Below are 16,994 nucleotides of genomic sequence, written 5' to 3'. Positions count from 1 at the left end.
ATGTTTAAAAGACAAATTCTTATAAGTGACGCATCGAATGTTGAAGTTTCTGTCCCCAGTACATTCAGATGTATTGATTTTACTAAGTATTCAATTTATTTTGATAGTCATAATAAAGTATACCAGTACATAGGTAGATTTTTCTCCCTATTAATTGTAGGTGAGATAGTACATCCACAGTTTGATTCATTTGACTTAAGGATTATTGTTAATGAACTTGACAATTCAGATATAAGTTTTCCAATCATCAATAAATCTCTATCGAGATGCTGTGGAAGATACTATTTATTTTATAGTGATAGTAAAGTTGATATGTTAAGAGCTGATGCAACATCACTTGCGCAAATTAATTTTTCTAGTAGTTACGGTTTGATAGCGACAGACATTAGTCTCTTGCAATATCAAAGTATTAAGCTTACACATAATGAAGAAGCCTATAAATTTTATAAGGAAGTCTTTCCAAAAAAAGGAAATGGTAATGCTTGGATCGGGCATGAAACTATTTTTAATGAGATAGAAAAAGTACTTCCTAACCATGCTTTAAGTATTAGAGATATGAAAGTTGTTCGTTATTGGCCTCAAGTTGAATTTAAGTACCATGATATTAATCAGGTTGTGACAGAAGTTGCAGAAGAACTTAAAGCCATTTTAAAATCTTTTTCTGAAGTATCACCATTATCAATCGCTGTTACAGCAGGTAATGATTCTAGGGTGATGGCCGCTGCTACAAAAGAAATTAAACATAGATGCTATTACTTTATTGATAAGTTGAAAAATTTAAATGACGATCATCCGGATATTGTCATCGGTAAGAGGATTTGTGATACACTTGGAGTGAAATATACGATCCATACTGATTTTTTAGATGTGGATAAAATACCTGATTCATTTAAAAATGAATATTCCAATTCTGTTTTTTACGCTACTGAAAAACGGCTCCCAGAAGTCTATAACTATTCTATAATCTTGCCTGAACATATCAACGTTTGCGGCGTCGGGGAATTTGGTCGATCTGTATATGGTACACCTAAAGAAAATATCGAGAGTAATTATTTGTGTTTTAAATATCAGTGTGTAAATTCACGCTTCTCCAATTTTCAGACAAATTTATGGTTAGCTGGTTGTAAAGAACATTTATATGCTAGCTCTTATCCCAAAAACTCATTATATTACATTGAACAAAAACTAGGTAACTGGGGGGCAGTTGGTAATTCTGAGTCAGATATAGCATTTGAGGAAGTCAATCCATTTGCTACACACTACATTATTGAACGTATGATTTGCTTGCCATACAAATATACAAAATACTATAACAATATTTTATTTAAAGAAATCATTCACTATCTAGCACCAGAAATTAGTTGTATACCAATAAATCCTCCTAGAAACTTTAAAGGGAAAATTGTTGATTATATAAAATCAGGATTGTTATTTAATATTATTGAACGATATAGGTATATAACGAAAAATATTATTGGGAATAAGGTGGCGTGATGAATTTGATATATTTTTATCGTATATCTCACTGGGCATACGTGAATCGAATTCCATTGATCCCAAATGTTATAAAAATTATTTCTTTTTTACTATTTAATTCCGTTGTCCCAGCTTCTGTGAAAATAGGGAAAAATTCCCGTTTTATGTATGGAGGGATAGGATGTGTCATTCATAAAAAATCGATTATTGGTAATAATGTTTGCTTAGGCCAGGGTATTACAATAGGAAGAAAGCTAAAAGAGTCATGTCCAGAGATAGGAAATGATGTATATATTGGTGCTGGCGCAAGGATTTTGGGTGACATAAAAGTTGGAAATAATATAATAATTGGAGCAAACGCTGTTGTTATTAATAGCATTCCAGATAACTCAATAGTTGCGGGTTCTCCGGCTAAGGTTGTGAAGATGATTGAACATTCTATTTGGCAAGAATTAGGTGACCTACTTTGATTAGTGTGGAAGATATCGTCTCTTCTTTATTAAGAGATGCAAAAATTAATGATTATGCTGGAAAGGATCCTTTTGATGGGTTAAATAGTAAATTTTTTTATTTTTTTCCTAGAGCCAAAACGGGCTTACTTGGTTTATTTTGGACTCAACTTCATAAGCGCTCTGCCATTAATTTTAGAACAGTATTCTTTGTTCCTGACAAGCGAAATCCTAAAGGGATTGGGTTATTTATTTTAGGCTTATTAGAAAACTATCAGTCAACAAATGAGCAGAGTTACCTAGATGAAGCGGTAGAGTTGGCTAATTGGTTGTTAACACAGCAGAGTGATAGAACTTTGTGGGGGCACAGCTGCTGGGGTTATCATTTTGATTGGAATGCACGCGCATTCTTTGTGCCAAAAGGTAAACCTAATGTAATCACGACTGTCTATGTTGCACAAGCACTTTGGGCGTTGGGGGAGATTATTAATAGTGATAAATATCGTGAGCCAGCAATTGATTCTGCGAATTTTATAGTTAAACATCTCTACACAGAACTAGATGGTGAATGTTTTTTCTCTTACATCCCAGGAGAGACCGCACTAGTATACAACGCCAGTTTATGGGGTGCCGCTTGGGTCGCAAAAATTGCTAGTATTACAGGTAATAGCCAGTATAAGAAATTGTCCTTAGCTGTTGCAAGACAATCAGTTTTAGCTCAAAGTTATGACGGTTCTTGGGTCTATGGTACAAGACACCACCATCAGTTTATCGACTCTTTCCATACGGGGTACAACTTAGAAGCCCTAACTCTATTGGCTGATTCTTTAAGTACGGATGAGTTTAAATCAAGTATTGAACTTGGCTTTAAATTTTATAAAACCCAATTTTTTGAAGCAGATGGTACTGCTAAGTATTACCATAATAACCGCTATCCTCTTGATATGCATAGCGTATCTCAGGCTGTGCTTACTCTGCTTAAAGTTGGTGGTACGGCTGATGACTTAATTATGGCTGATAGAATAATAAGTAATGCTATTGAAATATTATACTTAAAGAATAAGCGGAGATTTGTTTATCAGAAGAATCAATATTATACAAATAAAATTGATTATATTCGCTGGACAAAAGCATGGGTTTATTATTCGTTCTCATATTATCAACGTTATATTTTTTTGAATAAAAATTGAATTGATAATTTTATTACACATGGCGGTCATTAATTAGATGAAACGTATAGAATTTTTGGGATCTCCTATGGATATTGCTACAATGTCCGAGACAATATCATTCATTGAGAATAAGATAAGCGAAGGTAGTTTTTTACAACATGTTGTAGTTAATGTGGCTAAGCTAGTAAATATGCAGACCGATCCTACGTTATCTGATTCAGTCAAGGGATGCGACTTAATTAATATTGATGGAATGGGAGTCGTTTTTGGTGCTCGATTTATGGGGCATAATGTTCCTGAGCGAGTAGCTGGTGTTGATCTATTTTACAATTTATTAGAAATGAGTGCTGGACGAGACTTCCCAGTGTTTTTACTTGGAGCAACATCTGACGTGGTCACTCAGACTGCGGATAAGGTTAAAAGACTTTATCCAGAATTGATTATTGCTGGTTACCATGACGGATATTTTTGGGATAATGAAGAGTTTGTTGTAAATAAAGTTAAGGAATCGGGAGCTAAGCTTTTATTCGTAGCAATTACTTCACCAAAAAAGGAAAATTTTATTAATAAATGGAAAGATGAACTAGGTGTTAACTTCGTTATGGGAGTCGGTGGGACATTTGATGTTGTTGCTGGCAAAGTAAATCGAGCCCCAGTTTGGATGCAAAATTCTGGTTTGGAATGGTTATACCGTATCATTCAAGAGCCTAGAAGAATGTGGAAGAGATATCTTGTTACTAATAGCAAATTTTTATTTTTATTATTGAAAGAAAAATTTTTATAGGATGAATTTGTATTTGTTTCTATTTTAACTATGGTTGATTTTTGTAAAGTTTTTTACTAGCGCTTTTCTAGTTGTGACTAATAGAGTGGCTAGAGTGGCATTTCTTAAAATGAAATTTTATAAGAGAAATTTGTCTCATATTTGATTCGTCTCATATTTGAGTCTGTATCTCATCGAAGTGTCGTTGTAATAAGATGTACGTCTACTGATAATTATGTCACCTTATCCATATTCGCAAGGTATCTGCATTATGCTGGCCTTGCTAACCGTACTTTTAGCCTATCGAACGCAGTTTGGTTGGGAAGGTATGCATATTTAGTAGAGGGAAACTTTTTCATGACAATAAAATATTTGGTTTTCGCTGTAGGAATGATCTCATTGGGTGGCTCAATGGTTCAAGCTGCAGATCAGGAAGGTTGCATTATTAGCCGGAAAACCGGAGATAAGTACTGCCTAAATATAGGGCAGCGTTCAGAATATTCGCTACCATCTTGGATTTATAATCATCAAGTTGATGTTTTAGCACCTAGTGGTGTTTCAGTGATGCTCAGTGACTGGGATAATTTATCTTACAATCGCTTGGCAGTTTTTGACCATTATACTGATAACAGTGAGTTAAAAAATGTTAAAGCATTGAACGGGCAGGCTCTAGATTTTTCTCATCCTCGTTCCATGCGTGTTCTTGCATCGGAACTTTATCCTGAAGCCTGTATCGTGAGCCGTGAAAATGGTGAGCGTTTTTGTCTTAAAGAAGGTGAGCGTTCTGGTTATTCGCTCCCTTCTTATATCTATGGGCATGCTGTCGATATAGTCGCTCCAGAAGGTCTTGGAGTGATGCTTAGTGATTGGGATAATTTGTCCTATAACCGTTTAGCTGTTTTCGGTGGTAATACATCTAATGCACAACTGAAATCAGTGAAAGCTTACAATGGTGAGCTCCTTGATTTTTCACACCCTCGTTCTATGCGAGTTGTGCCATTTGAAAAACCTTCTAACACTATTAGCACACAGTTGAAATGGTCATGGCAAGGCGGTGGCTTTAAGCCATTATCGAATCAAGTGATGGCGACTCCAGTTGTTGCTCAACTGAATGATGATAATGGCGATGGTAAGATTGATGAGAAAGACGTTGCTGACCTTATCGTTGTGACGTTTGAAGGGAACAAGTATGTTAACGGAGGCCTAGTTCGAGCTTTAAGCGGTGTTGACGGCTCGGAGTTGTGGTCTTATGAGCGAGGTGAAGCCATTGCTGACGCAAGATATTCACCAGCTGTCGCTGATTTAGATGGCGATGGTGTAGTTGAAATCGTTACAACCAATACATCTAGCCCCTATTTAAATATTTTGGATAACAACGGTCATGTAAAGAAACAGATTCTCAAAGCACAAACTGGAGGCCGTTCAGTTGGCTCTATAACCCTCGCAGATCTTGATGGGGACGGTAGTGTCGAGATTCTATCTTCAGATGGCGTTTATAATTACGAGTCAGGTCTTGTATTTAGTCATCCTTGGGCCCCATCTTCTATTAATGTGGATATCGATGGCGATAATTCGCAAGAGGTCTTTTCTGGTGGTGTAATGTACCAAAACAGTGGTGCCGTCAATTGGCAGTATCTAGCCAATGATATGGTGTGGTTTTCATCGCTTGTTAATTTGGATAACGATGAGCGTCCAGAAATTGTGGCTTCGGTCCCTGCAACTTTCGCAACAGGCGAAAATGCACGATTTGCTGTTTTAGAACACGACGGTACCGTAAAGTGGGAAGTGAATAACAGTACAAATCCAGGTGGTGGCGTACAAGCTGTTTCTAATTTCTTAGGTAAAGCCAAAGTTATCGAAAACAATGAATGGTCAAAAGTCTATGGATATCGTTCTCATACTAATCCATCGACGATTACTATCACATCGGATGCTAAATTATCAGTACGCTCTGGTTTAGCGATTGATGCGGTGGGGAGCTCAGCTCAATCACTTATTGGTGGCCGTGGTGGTAACCTTAGCCAACCAGTCAATATCAAAGACGTCAAATCTGTTGATGTTACTTGGGGTAAGTATTATTGGGGTGGTTATCATGTCGTTGCGCTCGATTTCAGAATGAGTAATAGCAGTATTATTAGGATGGGGTCGAAAAAGTACGCGTATTCTAAGCAGACCGAGAGTTTTAATGTGCCAGCCGATAGCCAAATTAAGAGTATCAAAGTGTGGACTGAGGGGTGGCTAGTTGATGGTTTGCAATTTGAATTGGCTTCTCGTAGTGGCTCTAATGATATTGATGTGAAAGGCATTGTTTACGCTGGATATACTGCTGTGGATATGTACAACAGTAAAGGTGATCGCGTCTGGTCTGCTGCTAACGATGATACTGGCAGTGGTAAAATTGGTGTTTCTGCTTACGATTTTGATGGCGATGGTATTGATGAAGTTATTGTTCAGGATCATGCCAGAGTGCGAATTCTTGATGGACGAACGGGCCAGGAAAGAGCCTCTTTCGCGCATTCGACCTCAACCTTGTGGGAGTACCCGATTGTTGTTGATCTTGCGGGGGATAACAACGCAGAGCTGCTTGTTGTTGCTAATGATTTTGATAAAAATTATGTGGGTAACCATGGTGTGTTTGTTTATGAATCGGCGGACAGTGCAAAACCTTGGAAGAATGCAACTCGCATCTGGAACCAGCATGCTTTCCATCTGACGAATGTTACTCAAGATGGTGTAGTGCCTACAAATGCGACACCAAGTTGGTTGAGCCATAATACATACCGTTCGAGTACATTACGTGCAACGGTGGGTGGTGAGTCTCCAATTTTTGGTTACTCAAATACTCAGCAATCACAACGTGTAGTGACGGCGGATAACCAGATGTATCTGCGTTCTGGTTTTGCGATCGATGCGATCGGCACGACGGCCAATAACTTGGTGGGCGGCCCGGTACAAGGTACTAACGGTGGTGTGCTAAGAGCACCGATTGCTCTTGATCAATTGCAATCCGTGGAAGTTACCTCTGGTCTTTATAACTGGGGTGGTTACCACATAGTGGCGATTAAGTTCACGATGAAGGATGGCTCTAGCGTGTTATTGGGCTCAACCAACTATGCGAGCAACAAAAAAGTTGAAACGTACACTGTGCCGCAAGGTAAACGCATCAAGCAGATCAATGTTTGGACTGGTGGCTGGTTAGTTGAAGGCTTGCAGTTTGTATTCGATTAATTGATATCGTTTTAATTCAATAATTGAAAATCCCTCGAGACAATCGAGGGATTTTTTTATTAACCAGATATAGAGTAGGAATTGTTTTGGACGTATACCATTCCTACTTGAAGCTGCGCGGTGTTGGATACATTCGTTTACCTGCAACTTAAAGTCGTTTTTATATATCAGGAATATTTTGAACGAGTGACCAGACTCGGCATTGAATTTGACCAGTGTCCCATCAATAAACACAGCAAGAAATAAAGTGTTGTTGCGGGAGCTTGAAGTGGGAAATCAACACTCATGTGTATCAACATACCAATAATAGCCATCATGGATGATAATCCGATCCCTTTCATCAATTTATTTCTGCGGTTTTTAAACGCATAAAATGCGCGTTGGGCGGCGACTAAGATCATTACACCCAATATCGAAACCATGACAAGGCCTGATTCTAAGGTGAATTGGATGTAGTCATTATGAGCATGATCGTAAAACAGTTTTACTTTTCCTTGATTGTAGGAAGGAAAAGTGGAGTAGAAAGTGCCAGCCCCAAAGCCAGTCAGAGGCCTTTCTTGTATTGCGACTAGGGAATATCTGACAACATCATCTCTTGATTCACTTTCCAAGCTAGTTTCAATAAGACGTTGTTTGACTTTCTCCAATCCAAACCATTGGCTCACGATGAACGTATCAATGATGAATAAACTGATTATAAGCACATAAACACTTTTGGGTTTCGGTTTGTAAAACAATAGCAACAGCACACAACCTACGGTTAGGGCGATAAAGAAAGCCATATTTCCCATTCTTGAGCGTGTTAAGACTAATGCAATCACCATGATCACGAGCCCTAAACGAACAAAGGCTTTATCAGACAGCAACACGGCTAAAAACTGTTTAGTGATATTTCTAAATCCGGTTTTGTGTGAGCTATCGAGTTTTGCAATTAATAAGCCAAATCCAATGCAGAGATTCAGCATCAAGAAGTTTGCCAGATGATTATGATAGACAAAGCTTCCGGAGGCTCTATTTCCTAGTGGCAGCTTGAATATTATCGAATGATCTAGGTTGAGTAGTAAAATCACGCCAGCGTAAAAGCCTTGGCAAATTCCACTGCTAACCATGACTACTGCGAGAAGTTTTAATTTTTTAGGTGTATCGATGAGGACAAGAGCAATAAGACAAAACTGGAAATAGTGGAGCGATTTGATTGCAGAGACAAAGACTAAACTAGGATCCTGAGTTATACCAAGTTGTGGAATACTTTGGATGAATGACCAGCAAGTGATAAGTGCGATGGGAATGATGACTAATTTTCCCCTTATCAGACAGTTTTTCCAATGCTCAAAAGAGTAGTTGAATAAACAGGCAATAAGCAGCAATGCAATCCAGATTTCATTGAATGACCATGCTAATGGGCGATTACTACCTAAAGGTATGGGCAGCCAAAATACAAAAATGAGAAATATTGGGAAAATGGATTTTTCTATTAGACGCATACTATTAATATCAATTAAGAAGGGCAGGAATATACCTGCCCTAAACTGGATGAAAGTATCGAATTAAACGATCAGTTTGGTGAAGCGGTACCACCACCACTGCCATTGCCGGTTCCAAGTGTTGTGGTGTTACCTGGCACCGTTGCGACTGGAGGTAAGCCACCAGGTAAAGCCGATGGAGTACCTGCCGCTGTCGGTTCAGTAATGGTCGCTGGGTCAGCGCCACCGGAGATTGCAGCAACAATCACATCAGTTGAGTCCATTAAATCCATTGCAATAACAGCATCAACGATAGCTTGAGCTGACTCTGGTGATTTAGTGACAGCAAGCTGAATGACTTCAGAACGCATCTCTTGAGGTGCATTTTTAACGAGTATTGCAGTCAAAGCTGCGACTTGGTCACTCGATATATGGTCAAATACTGTATTGAAGATATCGAGTGCTAGTTGTGGGTGTAGAGTAGACGCTAGGTCCGCCATTTCTAGTGCCATGCTTGGGCATAGTTTCATCAAAGCTTGCAGAGAAATAATGGCATCGTCTGCTTGTTCTAGGCTGGCTCTTATTGTGTCTGTGGCCACTTTATGGTTTTTATAAAGTGAACAAGTAATTTCTGTTTCGGCATATAACCTTGAACTAGCCAGCAAAGCTGAAATAGCAATCCAAAATATCCATAGTGATTTTTTCATTGGTAAGTCCTAAAAGCCTACGATTTACTGTTGCGATGATTATAAGTGAAGTAGTACATCCAGTGATATCGTACTTCTGTTAATAAGGGGTCGATTCTCATTCTTAAGGCGTTTTTATGCGCGAGGTTGCCTTAGTTTGGAGCATAAGTTTGAAGATTGAAGTCTGCTAGTAACGTAATAGATTATTGAGGCCATTGTTATACCAAGTAAGCTTGCCCCTAAATCGAGCAAAGAGAATGATCGTGAACGCGATAACATTTGTAAACTTTCATCAATTACGCAACAGGTCGAGACGATAACTATGGCGAGAAAGATGCTTTGTATAGGGGAAAGAGTGGCGGAAATTACTCGGATAAAAACCAAGGTAATGAATAGCGCAAGTGTAAAGTGGAGATAAATATCACCGCCGAGTGACTTTTCCAAAAATATCGGTATCTCAGCATGAATATTCAGTGTTTTTGCCAGTGATAGCGAAGCTGTACCAAGAGAAAGCAAGGCTAACATGAACAAGGCGATAGGCCGGTTTATTGAATAATGTTTTATCATCGAGATCACTCTAGCGCTCTCTTGCAGAGACTATTTTTCTCAGTATAACGTTGAGGGTTATAAATAATAGCTGCACAGGTAAATTTTAAGAGACCGTTTGATTTTAGATACTGGTAGGCTTCTCCTCGGCTTTGAGGATGAGCTAATGCTCTTGCGGCGTGATCAATAATGATAGTTCGCTGCGGCGCTGAAAAAATAGACCAATGGTTAAGGCCAATCTGGGAAAGTGTGTTGTTCACTTTGGGTGTAAAAGGCCCATATCTATTGGCTTGTGCAAAATAGAGATCAATATTTTCCCCTTTCAACTGAGTTTCAATCACCAATAAATCAGCCCATGTGTCTGACCAAGTGGGTCTCAATAATGCACTTTCCAAGTAGGCCTTTTTTGCATTGAGCAAGCGGCTCTCTTTATCTACATCATCGTCCAAATAGGCTTCCCACTCATAGACCTTACCCAGTAAATTGTGGTAATGAGGATGGTCGCTGTGGTGTTGTAGGGCCTTTAGTATCATGAGTTTTGTCTCATTCACTTGCTCTAAAGTTACACCATCACTGTGCTTTGTCCAGTAGTCGATATTTCTTTCTGTTGCTAGCGCGTAAATGGACGCCGTCAAAAAATGAAATGCAAAATAGAGAGTCACGAGTGCAGTTAGCCCAATGCTCAAACGCAAAGCATGGGCTAAAAAAGGGTGATTCACGACCTTCATGGTTATTTTTCTGGGCCGTAATAGGATTGATATTGATGATAACCGCTATAATTAGAGGCTTTTTTGGTGTTCAGTTTGTTCAATATGACGCCATCAATTCTCGCTCCTTGCTGCGTTAAGCGTCCGACCACATCTCTAGCCACTTTAGTACGTGTTTGTGGAGCATTGATCACTAGTATGGTCGAGTCCACGTACTGCGACAGCATAAATGCATCACTAACGGCTAAACACGGAGGTGTATCAATCACAATTCTGCTATAGCGTGTCTTAAGCTCTTCGAGTAGTGAGGCAAACTTAGGCGAGGAGATAAGTTCAAGAGGATTGTCTGTCACGACTCCTGAAGTCAAAACATCAAGCCCTGATTCTTCATCGGTATAGAGACACTCTTCTATGGTATGCGTACCTATGAGCAAGTTGCTCATTCCTGGCTGTGAACCAGAGATGCCAAAACGGTGTGCAACCGATGGTTTTCTCAAATCGCAGTCAATCAGCAGTGTTTTTTCCATTTGTGCCAGTGAAAAAGCCAAATTGATACTCGAGGTTGTTTTTCCTTCCTCAGGCAGTGAAGAAGTAACCATTACCACATGATGCTCTTTGTTGGTGTTGGCAAGTAAATAACCAGTCCGAACGGTTCTAATCGCTTCTGTGAGCTCTCGGTGTTTCGAATCAAAATAGGTTTTTAGCGTTAGGGGGCCTCGAGTTTTAATTGCCGGTATAATACCGAGCAAGCTTAGTGATAACAGTTTTTCAACCTGTTTTATATCAAGGAATGTATCGTTTACCGCATCAGCAATGAAAGCAACAACACACGCCAAACCAAACGAAGCGACAAACGCTAACAATACAATCAGTTTACGATTCGGTTTACTTGGGGCGAGGGGCGGATTGGCAAAATCGGTAAAACGAGCAATCGTAGCATTAAAGTCGCTCGATGCACTGGTCTCTTTTTGACGACTTAAAAAGAGATCAAACAACTCTCGGTTTGTTTGGACTTCGCGCTTTAGCTCTGAATATCGTGCATTTTTTACGGAGAGGCTTTGAAACTCTGATTTGCGTTTCTCAAGTTCCCGGTGTAAAGAACTCTCTGCTTGCTTAGCAGCCTGTAACTCATTGTTGATCCCGTTTAGTAGCTGTTTTAGTTCGGAATTTAAATTGCGTTTAACAGAGGCTAGTTCGGCTTGAGCTGATTTTAGCTTTGGGTGTTTGTCACCATAACGTTTTGATAGTTCCGAGACTTTCTTTTCAGCTTGCACTTCAGCCAATTTGACATCTCGTATCGTCGGGTGGTTAGAGATCTCTGGGATAGATGCAAGGGCAGAGAGGTCACCATCTTGACGGCTGTACGTTTGAGCGACCAAATAAAGAGTCTCAGCTGCAACGCGTCTGTCTCTCGTTTTATTCAATTGAGAGGTCAGTTCTTCAAGTTCTTGAGATGCTAGGCTTTCAACGCCTTGGATATCAACTAGTCCTTCAGATTTTAAAAATGTTTGTAGTTGAGCTTCTGACTTTTTTAGTTGTTCGCGCAAATCACCCATGCGGTTGTTGAGCCAGCTATTCGCCTTCAGTTCAACTTGAAGTTTGTCTTCGATATGACTATCCATAAAGACGTTACCAATCTCATTGGCAATTTGAGCCGATAATTTAGGGTCTTTACTGGTGTAGAAAATATTCACTAGTTGAGTTTTTCTTATTGGGCTAACTTCTAGCCCACGCTTAAACTTAGCCAGAACCAATCGGCTAGTCCGATAGTTTTGGTCTTCCTGTGATATTTCCGCTGGCTCTTTCTTAAACGATTTTAGAACAGGAAACCATTTCAATACATCGAATTTAAACCCAGTTTTTTGATTATTTTCTACAGTAGGGTCAAATTCTGGGTGGCTGGCAAGGTTAAGGCGTTTAATGACTTCCTCTGCGACTCGGTCTGATTTCAAGATCTCTATTTGAGTCAAATAGTATTCTTGGCTTTTGGTATCTAAACCATAGATGTCTTCAATCGAAACAGCTTTTGCTTGCTTTGATTCGATGATCAGTGAGGCGCGAGCGGTGTATTGTGAAGGAATTGATAATGCAATCAATACAGCGATAGCGGTGACCATCGTAGAAAAAAGTAGAATACGCCATTTATAGTTGAGAAGAACATGAAAGTACTGACGAATATCAATAACTTCATCTGAGTTCAAGTGATTTTTAATTAAAGAGTTTTCCATACAACTAAGTTACCTAAAAAAAGCTTTCTTCTACGGTGAGAATGTCACCAGGCTGAATTTTATGAAGCAATGTTACTTTTACTGGCTTGGCCTCAGGAGCATCACTTGATGATATATAGATCTTAGTTTTAGACGCTCGCTCAGTGAATCCACCCGCAATCGTAATGGCTTTGTTTACGGTTAACCCCGGATGATACGGGTAACTCCCGGATATTTTTACTTGTCCGTTGATAAAATAGGGACGATATTCGAGTATGCTGACAAAAACATTGGGGTTAACCAGATATCCATCGATTAAACCATTGTGGATAACGGTTTTCACTTCCTCAATTGTTTTTCCCTTCAGTTTAATTCGTCCCAAAAAAGGGTAATCAATGTTACCACTGTCACCCACACGGGTTTCAATAGATAACTCTGGTTCATCATAAACTTGAATTCTAATTTGATCCCCAACGCCTAGCTTATAAAAACTCTCATTGGCCAATGTTGACCAGGAAAGACAACTTAATAGAATGACTAAGAAGTACTTCATCGTAAGTTACATCACACCTTCAATAGCAAAGTAATAAACATTTTGATCGTAGCTTAACGAACTGATGCTGGAATCTCTCGATTCAAGTTGGTAGCCGACTTTGAATGTTAGCCAACGACGAAAATCATAGCTCAATGAAAGTGTTACTTTACTGGTGTCATCGTCGCGAGCAGTGCTGGTATAATTCTCGCTCAATAGAGAATAATCGACGTTAGAGGAGATGATGTCACTCCAATTATGTGTCCAATTTGCGTTATACACTTTGGTATCGATTGAATCACCTGTACCGTCGGTATCGGTTGATTTACGATTTGTTTTCAACTGCACTGCAGAGTATGTGCGGATGAGATAGGTGACATCAATATCCCATGAAAAAGAGTCGAAATCTTCCCTAGAAGAGGATTCAAAATCTTTATGTTGCATACCGACCTTGGCATTTCCCTGTAGTTTTCCTGTTGCGTCCCAAGAGGTACCAACATATCCCATATAATGGGTGCTGTCTTTGAGAGTTGAGCCTGGGGCTATATCACTATAATACCTATCATTAACTATAATTTGGAAAACCAGCGATGTTTTTGGTAGTGCTTTATAGTATAGAGAGCTGTTGAATCGTAATTCATCCCAATTTTGGTATTGAGTAATATTTTGGTTATTCTTGTAGTCAAAATTGCCCCAGCCAAGGTTGGTTTCTATTCGTCCTTTTGCGTCTTCGCCACCAAAACCATAACCGAGGTTGAAGTTATTGGTGTTGTATTTGTTGTACGACAAATTGAGTGTCGTATCGTTATCGCCACGTTGTTCATGAGTTAGTGCAAGAGCATAACTTAAGTCAACCCGATGCTTTGAATTGAGTTCCCAGTCACTGGCTAAATCAAAGAAATGGTCAGTGTAGTCATCTTTACTAGAGCTGAAAAAATCGCCTCTTTGTAGTCGATAACCTACGCGATGTTTCTGGCCATTTGTCGGCTCTATTGCTAAACCGATACCTGGCTCGAATACTGAATATTGGGAATGTTCGAGATCTTGTGACGCTTTTGCTAAGTTGTCGTTATAACCCGTTGATAAGTTTAAAAATGGTACAATAGCAATCCCTGACTCAGTCATAATTGGGTTGGGTTGCGGTTTTGCTTGTACGGCTGATAACGCAAAAAAAGCCAAGCCAAAGGACGCGATTCTATTTAAATTAGTTGTTTTCATATGAGTATGCTTTATCCATTCTAGTAAGCATTCTTGCCTACAAATCCTTTAAATACGGTGAGAAATACGATTTTGATGTCGAACCACAACGACCATCTGTGTATATAGTCCAAATCAAATTGGACACGTTTTTCCATTTTATCTAGGGTATCGGTTTCACCACGCCAGCCATTAATTTGTGCCCAGCCAGTAATTCCTGGTTTTACTTTATGTCTCAGCATGTAGCGGTTAACGATCGTTCGATATTCCTCATTGTGTGCGACGGCGTGAGGGCGAGGGCCGACAATTGACATTCGACCTTGTAGCACATTAATAAACTGTGGTAGTTCATCTAATGATGTCTTCCGAATAAACGCACCAAAAGGAGTCACTCGGGGATCATTTTTTGTTGCTTGTGTCACTTTGTTCCCATTGTCCATGGCACGCATGCTTCTGAATTTCCATACTTTGATAGACTTTCCATCCAGCCCATAACGCATCTGTTTGAAAATAATGGGACCTGGTGAGCTGAGTTTCACGCCTACTGCAACTGCAATAAGGACAGGACTGATTAAAATCAAGATAAGACTACTTAAGACTAAATCTTCAAAACGTTTTAGCCACGTACCTAACCCATTGAACGGTGTGTCAAAAATACTAAAAGCATTAACATCGCCGATGGTATACCAACGCGAATGCAGTAAATTGAAGGTGAAAAAGTCTGGCACAATATAGGTATTCACTGTGCTATCCGAAAAGGCCTCTAGAATCTTGCTGATTCGATGCTGGGCTTGCATTGGTAGTGCTATGTACACACTTTTTACTTGACCGTTTTGGGCAAGTGTTAATGCATCATTAACTTTACCGAGCACTGGAATATCGCTTGCGATACGTTCATCACCCCTATCATCGTAAAAACCCGTCAGTTTAATACCTAACTCAGGGTTATTGATGAGATTTTTCGATAGTTCTAGGCCCTGCGGTGTCATGCCGATAATGACAGCTTTAGTTGTGTGATAACCTTTTTTATGTAGATAGTAAATGACTGTAAATGCGACGAAGCGCCAAAGCAGTAATAAAATAAATGATCCGACAAACCAAAAACCTAAAATTAAACGTGAGAAATCGCTTCCAGTTTTTGTGAAATAACCAACTAAAGTTAAGCAGCCAACAGTTGAAGCCCAACAAAAAGCAGTGTGTAGAGTTAAAACTCTAAGTTTTGTGGTTCGCCAACCGCTGTATATATCAAGGCTTTCAGCAATAAATGAATAAAAAACAACCCCTAAAAGTCCCACAGATATATAAGACATCGTAACGATATGTGAGTGAAACTTTAGTGTAATATACATTGTGATCAGTATTACTAAGCAATCTATCAGGCGGTAGAAAAATTTACCTTGATAGTTAGAAATACGGATCCTTCCTCTTTCACCCATTGTAGAAGCTCCTAACCGCTCAATTATTAAGGTAACGAATAATAATTATTTTTTAGCAGTGCATTCTCATATTAAGCTCCGACGACTTCAACTGATCAGGTGCATCAAAAATAAGACGCGATGTGTGATATATGGAATGGGTGACTGTATTTTGGGTTTTTCAATTTGAGATAGAGTACGGAGAGTCGGATAAGGTGGTGTAATCACTTGCTATTACTGCATTAACTTAATGTGGTCACCTTGTTAGAGGACCTTTATATAAGAGCTAGCTAATGTTTAAATAAAAATAATGGAGGGTATTTACGGTGTAAGAATTAAGGCTAAATTTGGTTGTGTTTTTGTCTCTTCTTAATCTTATGGATATTGCGACAGCTTAAGGGTAAGTCACGCTATATCGTGTGGGTTTATGATTCATTGCTAACACAAGGTTAAGTGAGACAGCCCCGAGCACAGACAGTGTGGCAATGGAAAACGAAACAAAAAAGGCAGAAGCAGCTAAAATTGAGCAATCTATAACCAACTGGCTTTTGCCAACAGGGATCCCAAATTTATCTTGAATAAACAAACACAAGACATTAAAGCCACCCAAGCTGGAACGGTGACGAAAGAGAATTAACATGCCAAGACCCATTAATAATCCCCCGGCAATGGCGCAGTAAATTTCATTGACCATTTCCAAAGAAATTACCAAATAAAGATGGTCCGCAAAAAGAGAGACTAATGCGCCGGATAGCGCGCTGTTGATGGCAAAGCGATGACCAAATCGTTTCCAAGCCAAAATGTAAAAAGGGGTGTTAGCCAAAAAATAAATGCTACCAAATGAGGCTGGGACTAACTGGCTGATCAGCAGTGCTAAACCAGCGGTTCCACCTGTCAGTAAATGAGCGGACTGGAGAAAGAAGACGCCTTGTGCGACCAAAAAGGTTCCCGTTAAAATGGCAACCCAATCTTCTTTACGTGTGTGTGTTCGCATCGATAAATAATTTTAATAGCTAAGAATGGCGAGCATAGTAAAGAAAAAGTAATATTTTCGGTAGATAGAGAGTGAAAATTGAGGTAAACCTATGTAATTGCAGCTTTACAAGGTGTAAAGCAGAATGGTTGACATACTAACTCATCATTATCCAACTTA

General features: G+C 39.3%; 13 protein-coding genes. 5 read left to right on the top strand and 8 right to left on the bottom strand.

What is annotated here, in order from left to right; all coding sequences use genetic code 11:
- The 5 genes from PL85_RS14610 to PL85_RS14590 all read left to right on the top strand — a co-directional run bounded on the left by PL85_RS14610 (position 1) and on the right by PL85_RS14590 (position 7,088).
- A complete protein-coding gene (locus PL85_RS14610) occupies positions 1 to 1,494 on the top strand; it encodes a hypothetical protein (RefSeq protein WP_115339614.1) in 1,494 nt (497 codons plus the stop codon).
- Complete coding sequence (locus tag PL85_RS14605) at positions 1,494 to 1,946, top strand: serine O-acetyltransferase (RefSeq protein WP_096036184.1); 453 nt, start codon at positions 1,494 to 1,496, stop codon at positions 1,944 to 1,946. Before PL85_RS14610 ends, PL85_RS14605 begins: the two co-directional genes overlap by 1 nt.
- Positions 1,943 to 3,115, top strand: a complete 1,173-nt coding sequence (locus PL85_RS14600; protein WP_064624729.1) for a hypothetical protein — start codon at positions 1,943 to 1,945, stop codon at positions 3,113 to 3,115. Before PL85_RS14605 ends, PL85_RS14600 begins: the two co-directional genes overlap by 4 nt.
- Before the next feature lie 37 nt (positions 3,116 to 3,152).
- Entirely contained in the window at positions 3,153 to 3,881 is a 729-nt protein-coding gene (locus tag PL85_RS14595; RefSeq protein WP_115339615.1) for a WecB/TagA/CpsF family glycosyltransferase, read from the top strand.
- 336 nt (positions 3,882 to 4,217) lie between these two features.
- Positions 4,218 to 7,088: a beta-prism lectin domain-containing protein gene (locus PL85_RS14590; protein WP_115339616.1), complete on the top strand. Its 2,871-nt coding sequence runs from the start codon at positions 4,218 to 4,220 to the stop codon at positions 7,086 to 7,088.
- A 167-nt stretch (positions 7,089 to 7,255) separates the two neighbouring features.
- On the opposite strand, the gene PL85_RS14585 is transcribed toward PL85_RS14590, so the two are convergent.
- The 8 genes from PL85_RS14585 to PL85_RS14550 all read right to left on the bottom strand — a co-directional run bounded on the left by PL85_RS14585 (position 7,256) and on the right by PL85_RS14550 (position 16,835).
- Complete coding sequence (locus tag PL85_RS14585) at positions 7,256 to 8,572, bottom strand: O-antigen ligase family protein (protein WP_115339617.1); 1,317 nt, start codon at positions 8,570 to 8,572, stop codon at positions 7,256 to 7,258.
- 71 nt (positions 8,573 to 8,643) lie between these two features.
- Positions 8,644 to 9,258, bottom strand: coding sequence for a hypothetical protein (locus PL85_RS14580; protein ID WP_013857353.1), 615 nt, complete (start codon positions 9,256 to 9,258; stop codon positions 8,644 to 8,646).
- A gap of 551 nt (positions 9,259 to 9,809) precedes the next feature.
- Positions 9,810 to 10,511: a VpsP family polysaccharide biosynthesis protein gene (locus PL85_RS14575; protein ID WP_115339618.1), complete on the bottom strand. Its 702-nt coding sequence runs from the start codon at positions 10,509 to 10,511 to the stop codon at positions 9,810 to 9,812.
- A 2-nt stretch (positions 10,512 to 10,513) separates the two neighbouring features.
- Complete coding sequence (gene vpsO / locus PL85_RS14570) at positions 10,514 to 12,718, bottom strand: exopolysaccharide regulatory tyrosine autokinase VpsO (RefSeq protein ID WP_115339619.1); 2,205 nt, start codon at positions 12,716 to 12,718, stop codon at positions 10,514 to 10,516.
- A 13-nt stretch (positions 12,719 to 12,731) separates the two neighbouring features.
- Positions 12,732 to 13,250, bottom strand: a complete 519-nt coding sequence (vpsN, locus tag PL85_RS14565) for an exopolysaccharide export protein VpsN (RefSeq protein ID WP_115339620.1) — start codon at positions 13,248 to 13,250, stop codon at positions 12,732 to 12,734.
- 6 nt (positions 13,251 to 13,256) lie between these two features.
- Entirely contained in the window at positions 13,257 to 14,447 is a 1,191-nt protein-coding gene (locus PL85_RS14560) for an outer membrane beta-barrel protein (protein WP_115339621.1), read from the bottom strand.
- 20 nt (positions 14,448 to 14,467) lie between these two features.
- On the bottom strand, positions 14,468 to 15,862 hold the full coding sequence (vpsL, locus tag PL85_RS14555) for an exopolysaccharide biosynthesis glycosyltransferase VpsL (RefSeq protein WP_115339622.1): 1,395 nt from the start codon (positions 15,860 to 15,862) through the stop codon (positions 14,468 to 14,470).
- 373 nt (positions 15,863 to 16,235) lie between these two features.
- Positions 16,236 to 16,835, bottom strand: a complete 600-nt coding sequence (locus PL85_RS14550; RefSeq protein WP_088728717.1) for a YitT family protein — start codon at positions 16,833 to 16,835, stop codon at positions 16,236 to 16,238.
- Positions 16,836 to 16,994 lie beyond the last annotated feature (159 nt).

Source organism: Vibrio anguillarum (genome assembly GCF_001989995.2).
Taxonomy (GTDB): Bacteria; Pseudomonadota; Gammaproteobacteria; order Enterobacterales; family Vibrionaceae; genus Vibrio; species Vibrio anguillarum.
This window is presented reverse-complemented; position numbering and strand designations above follow the sequence as displayed.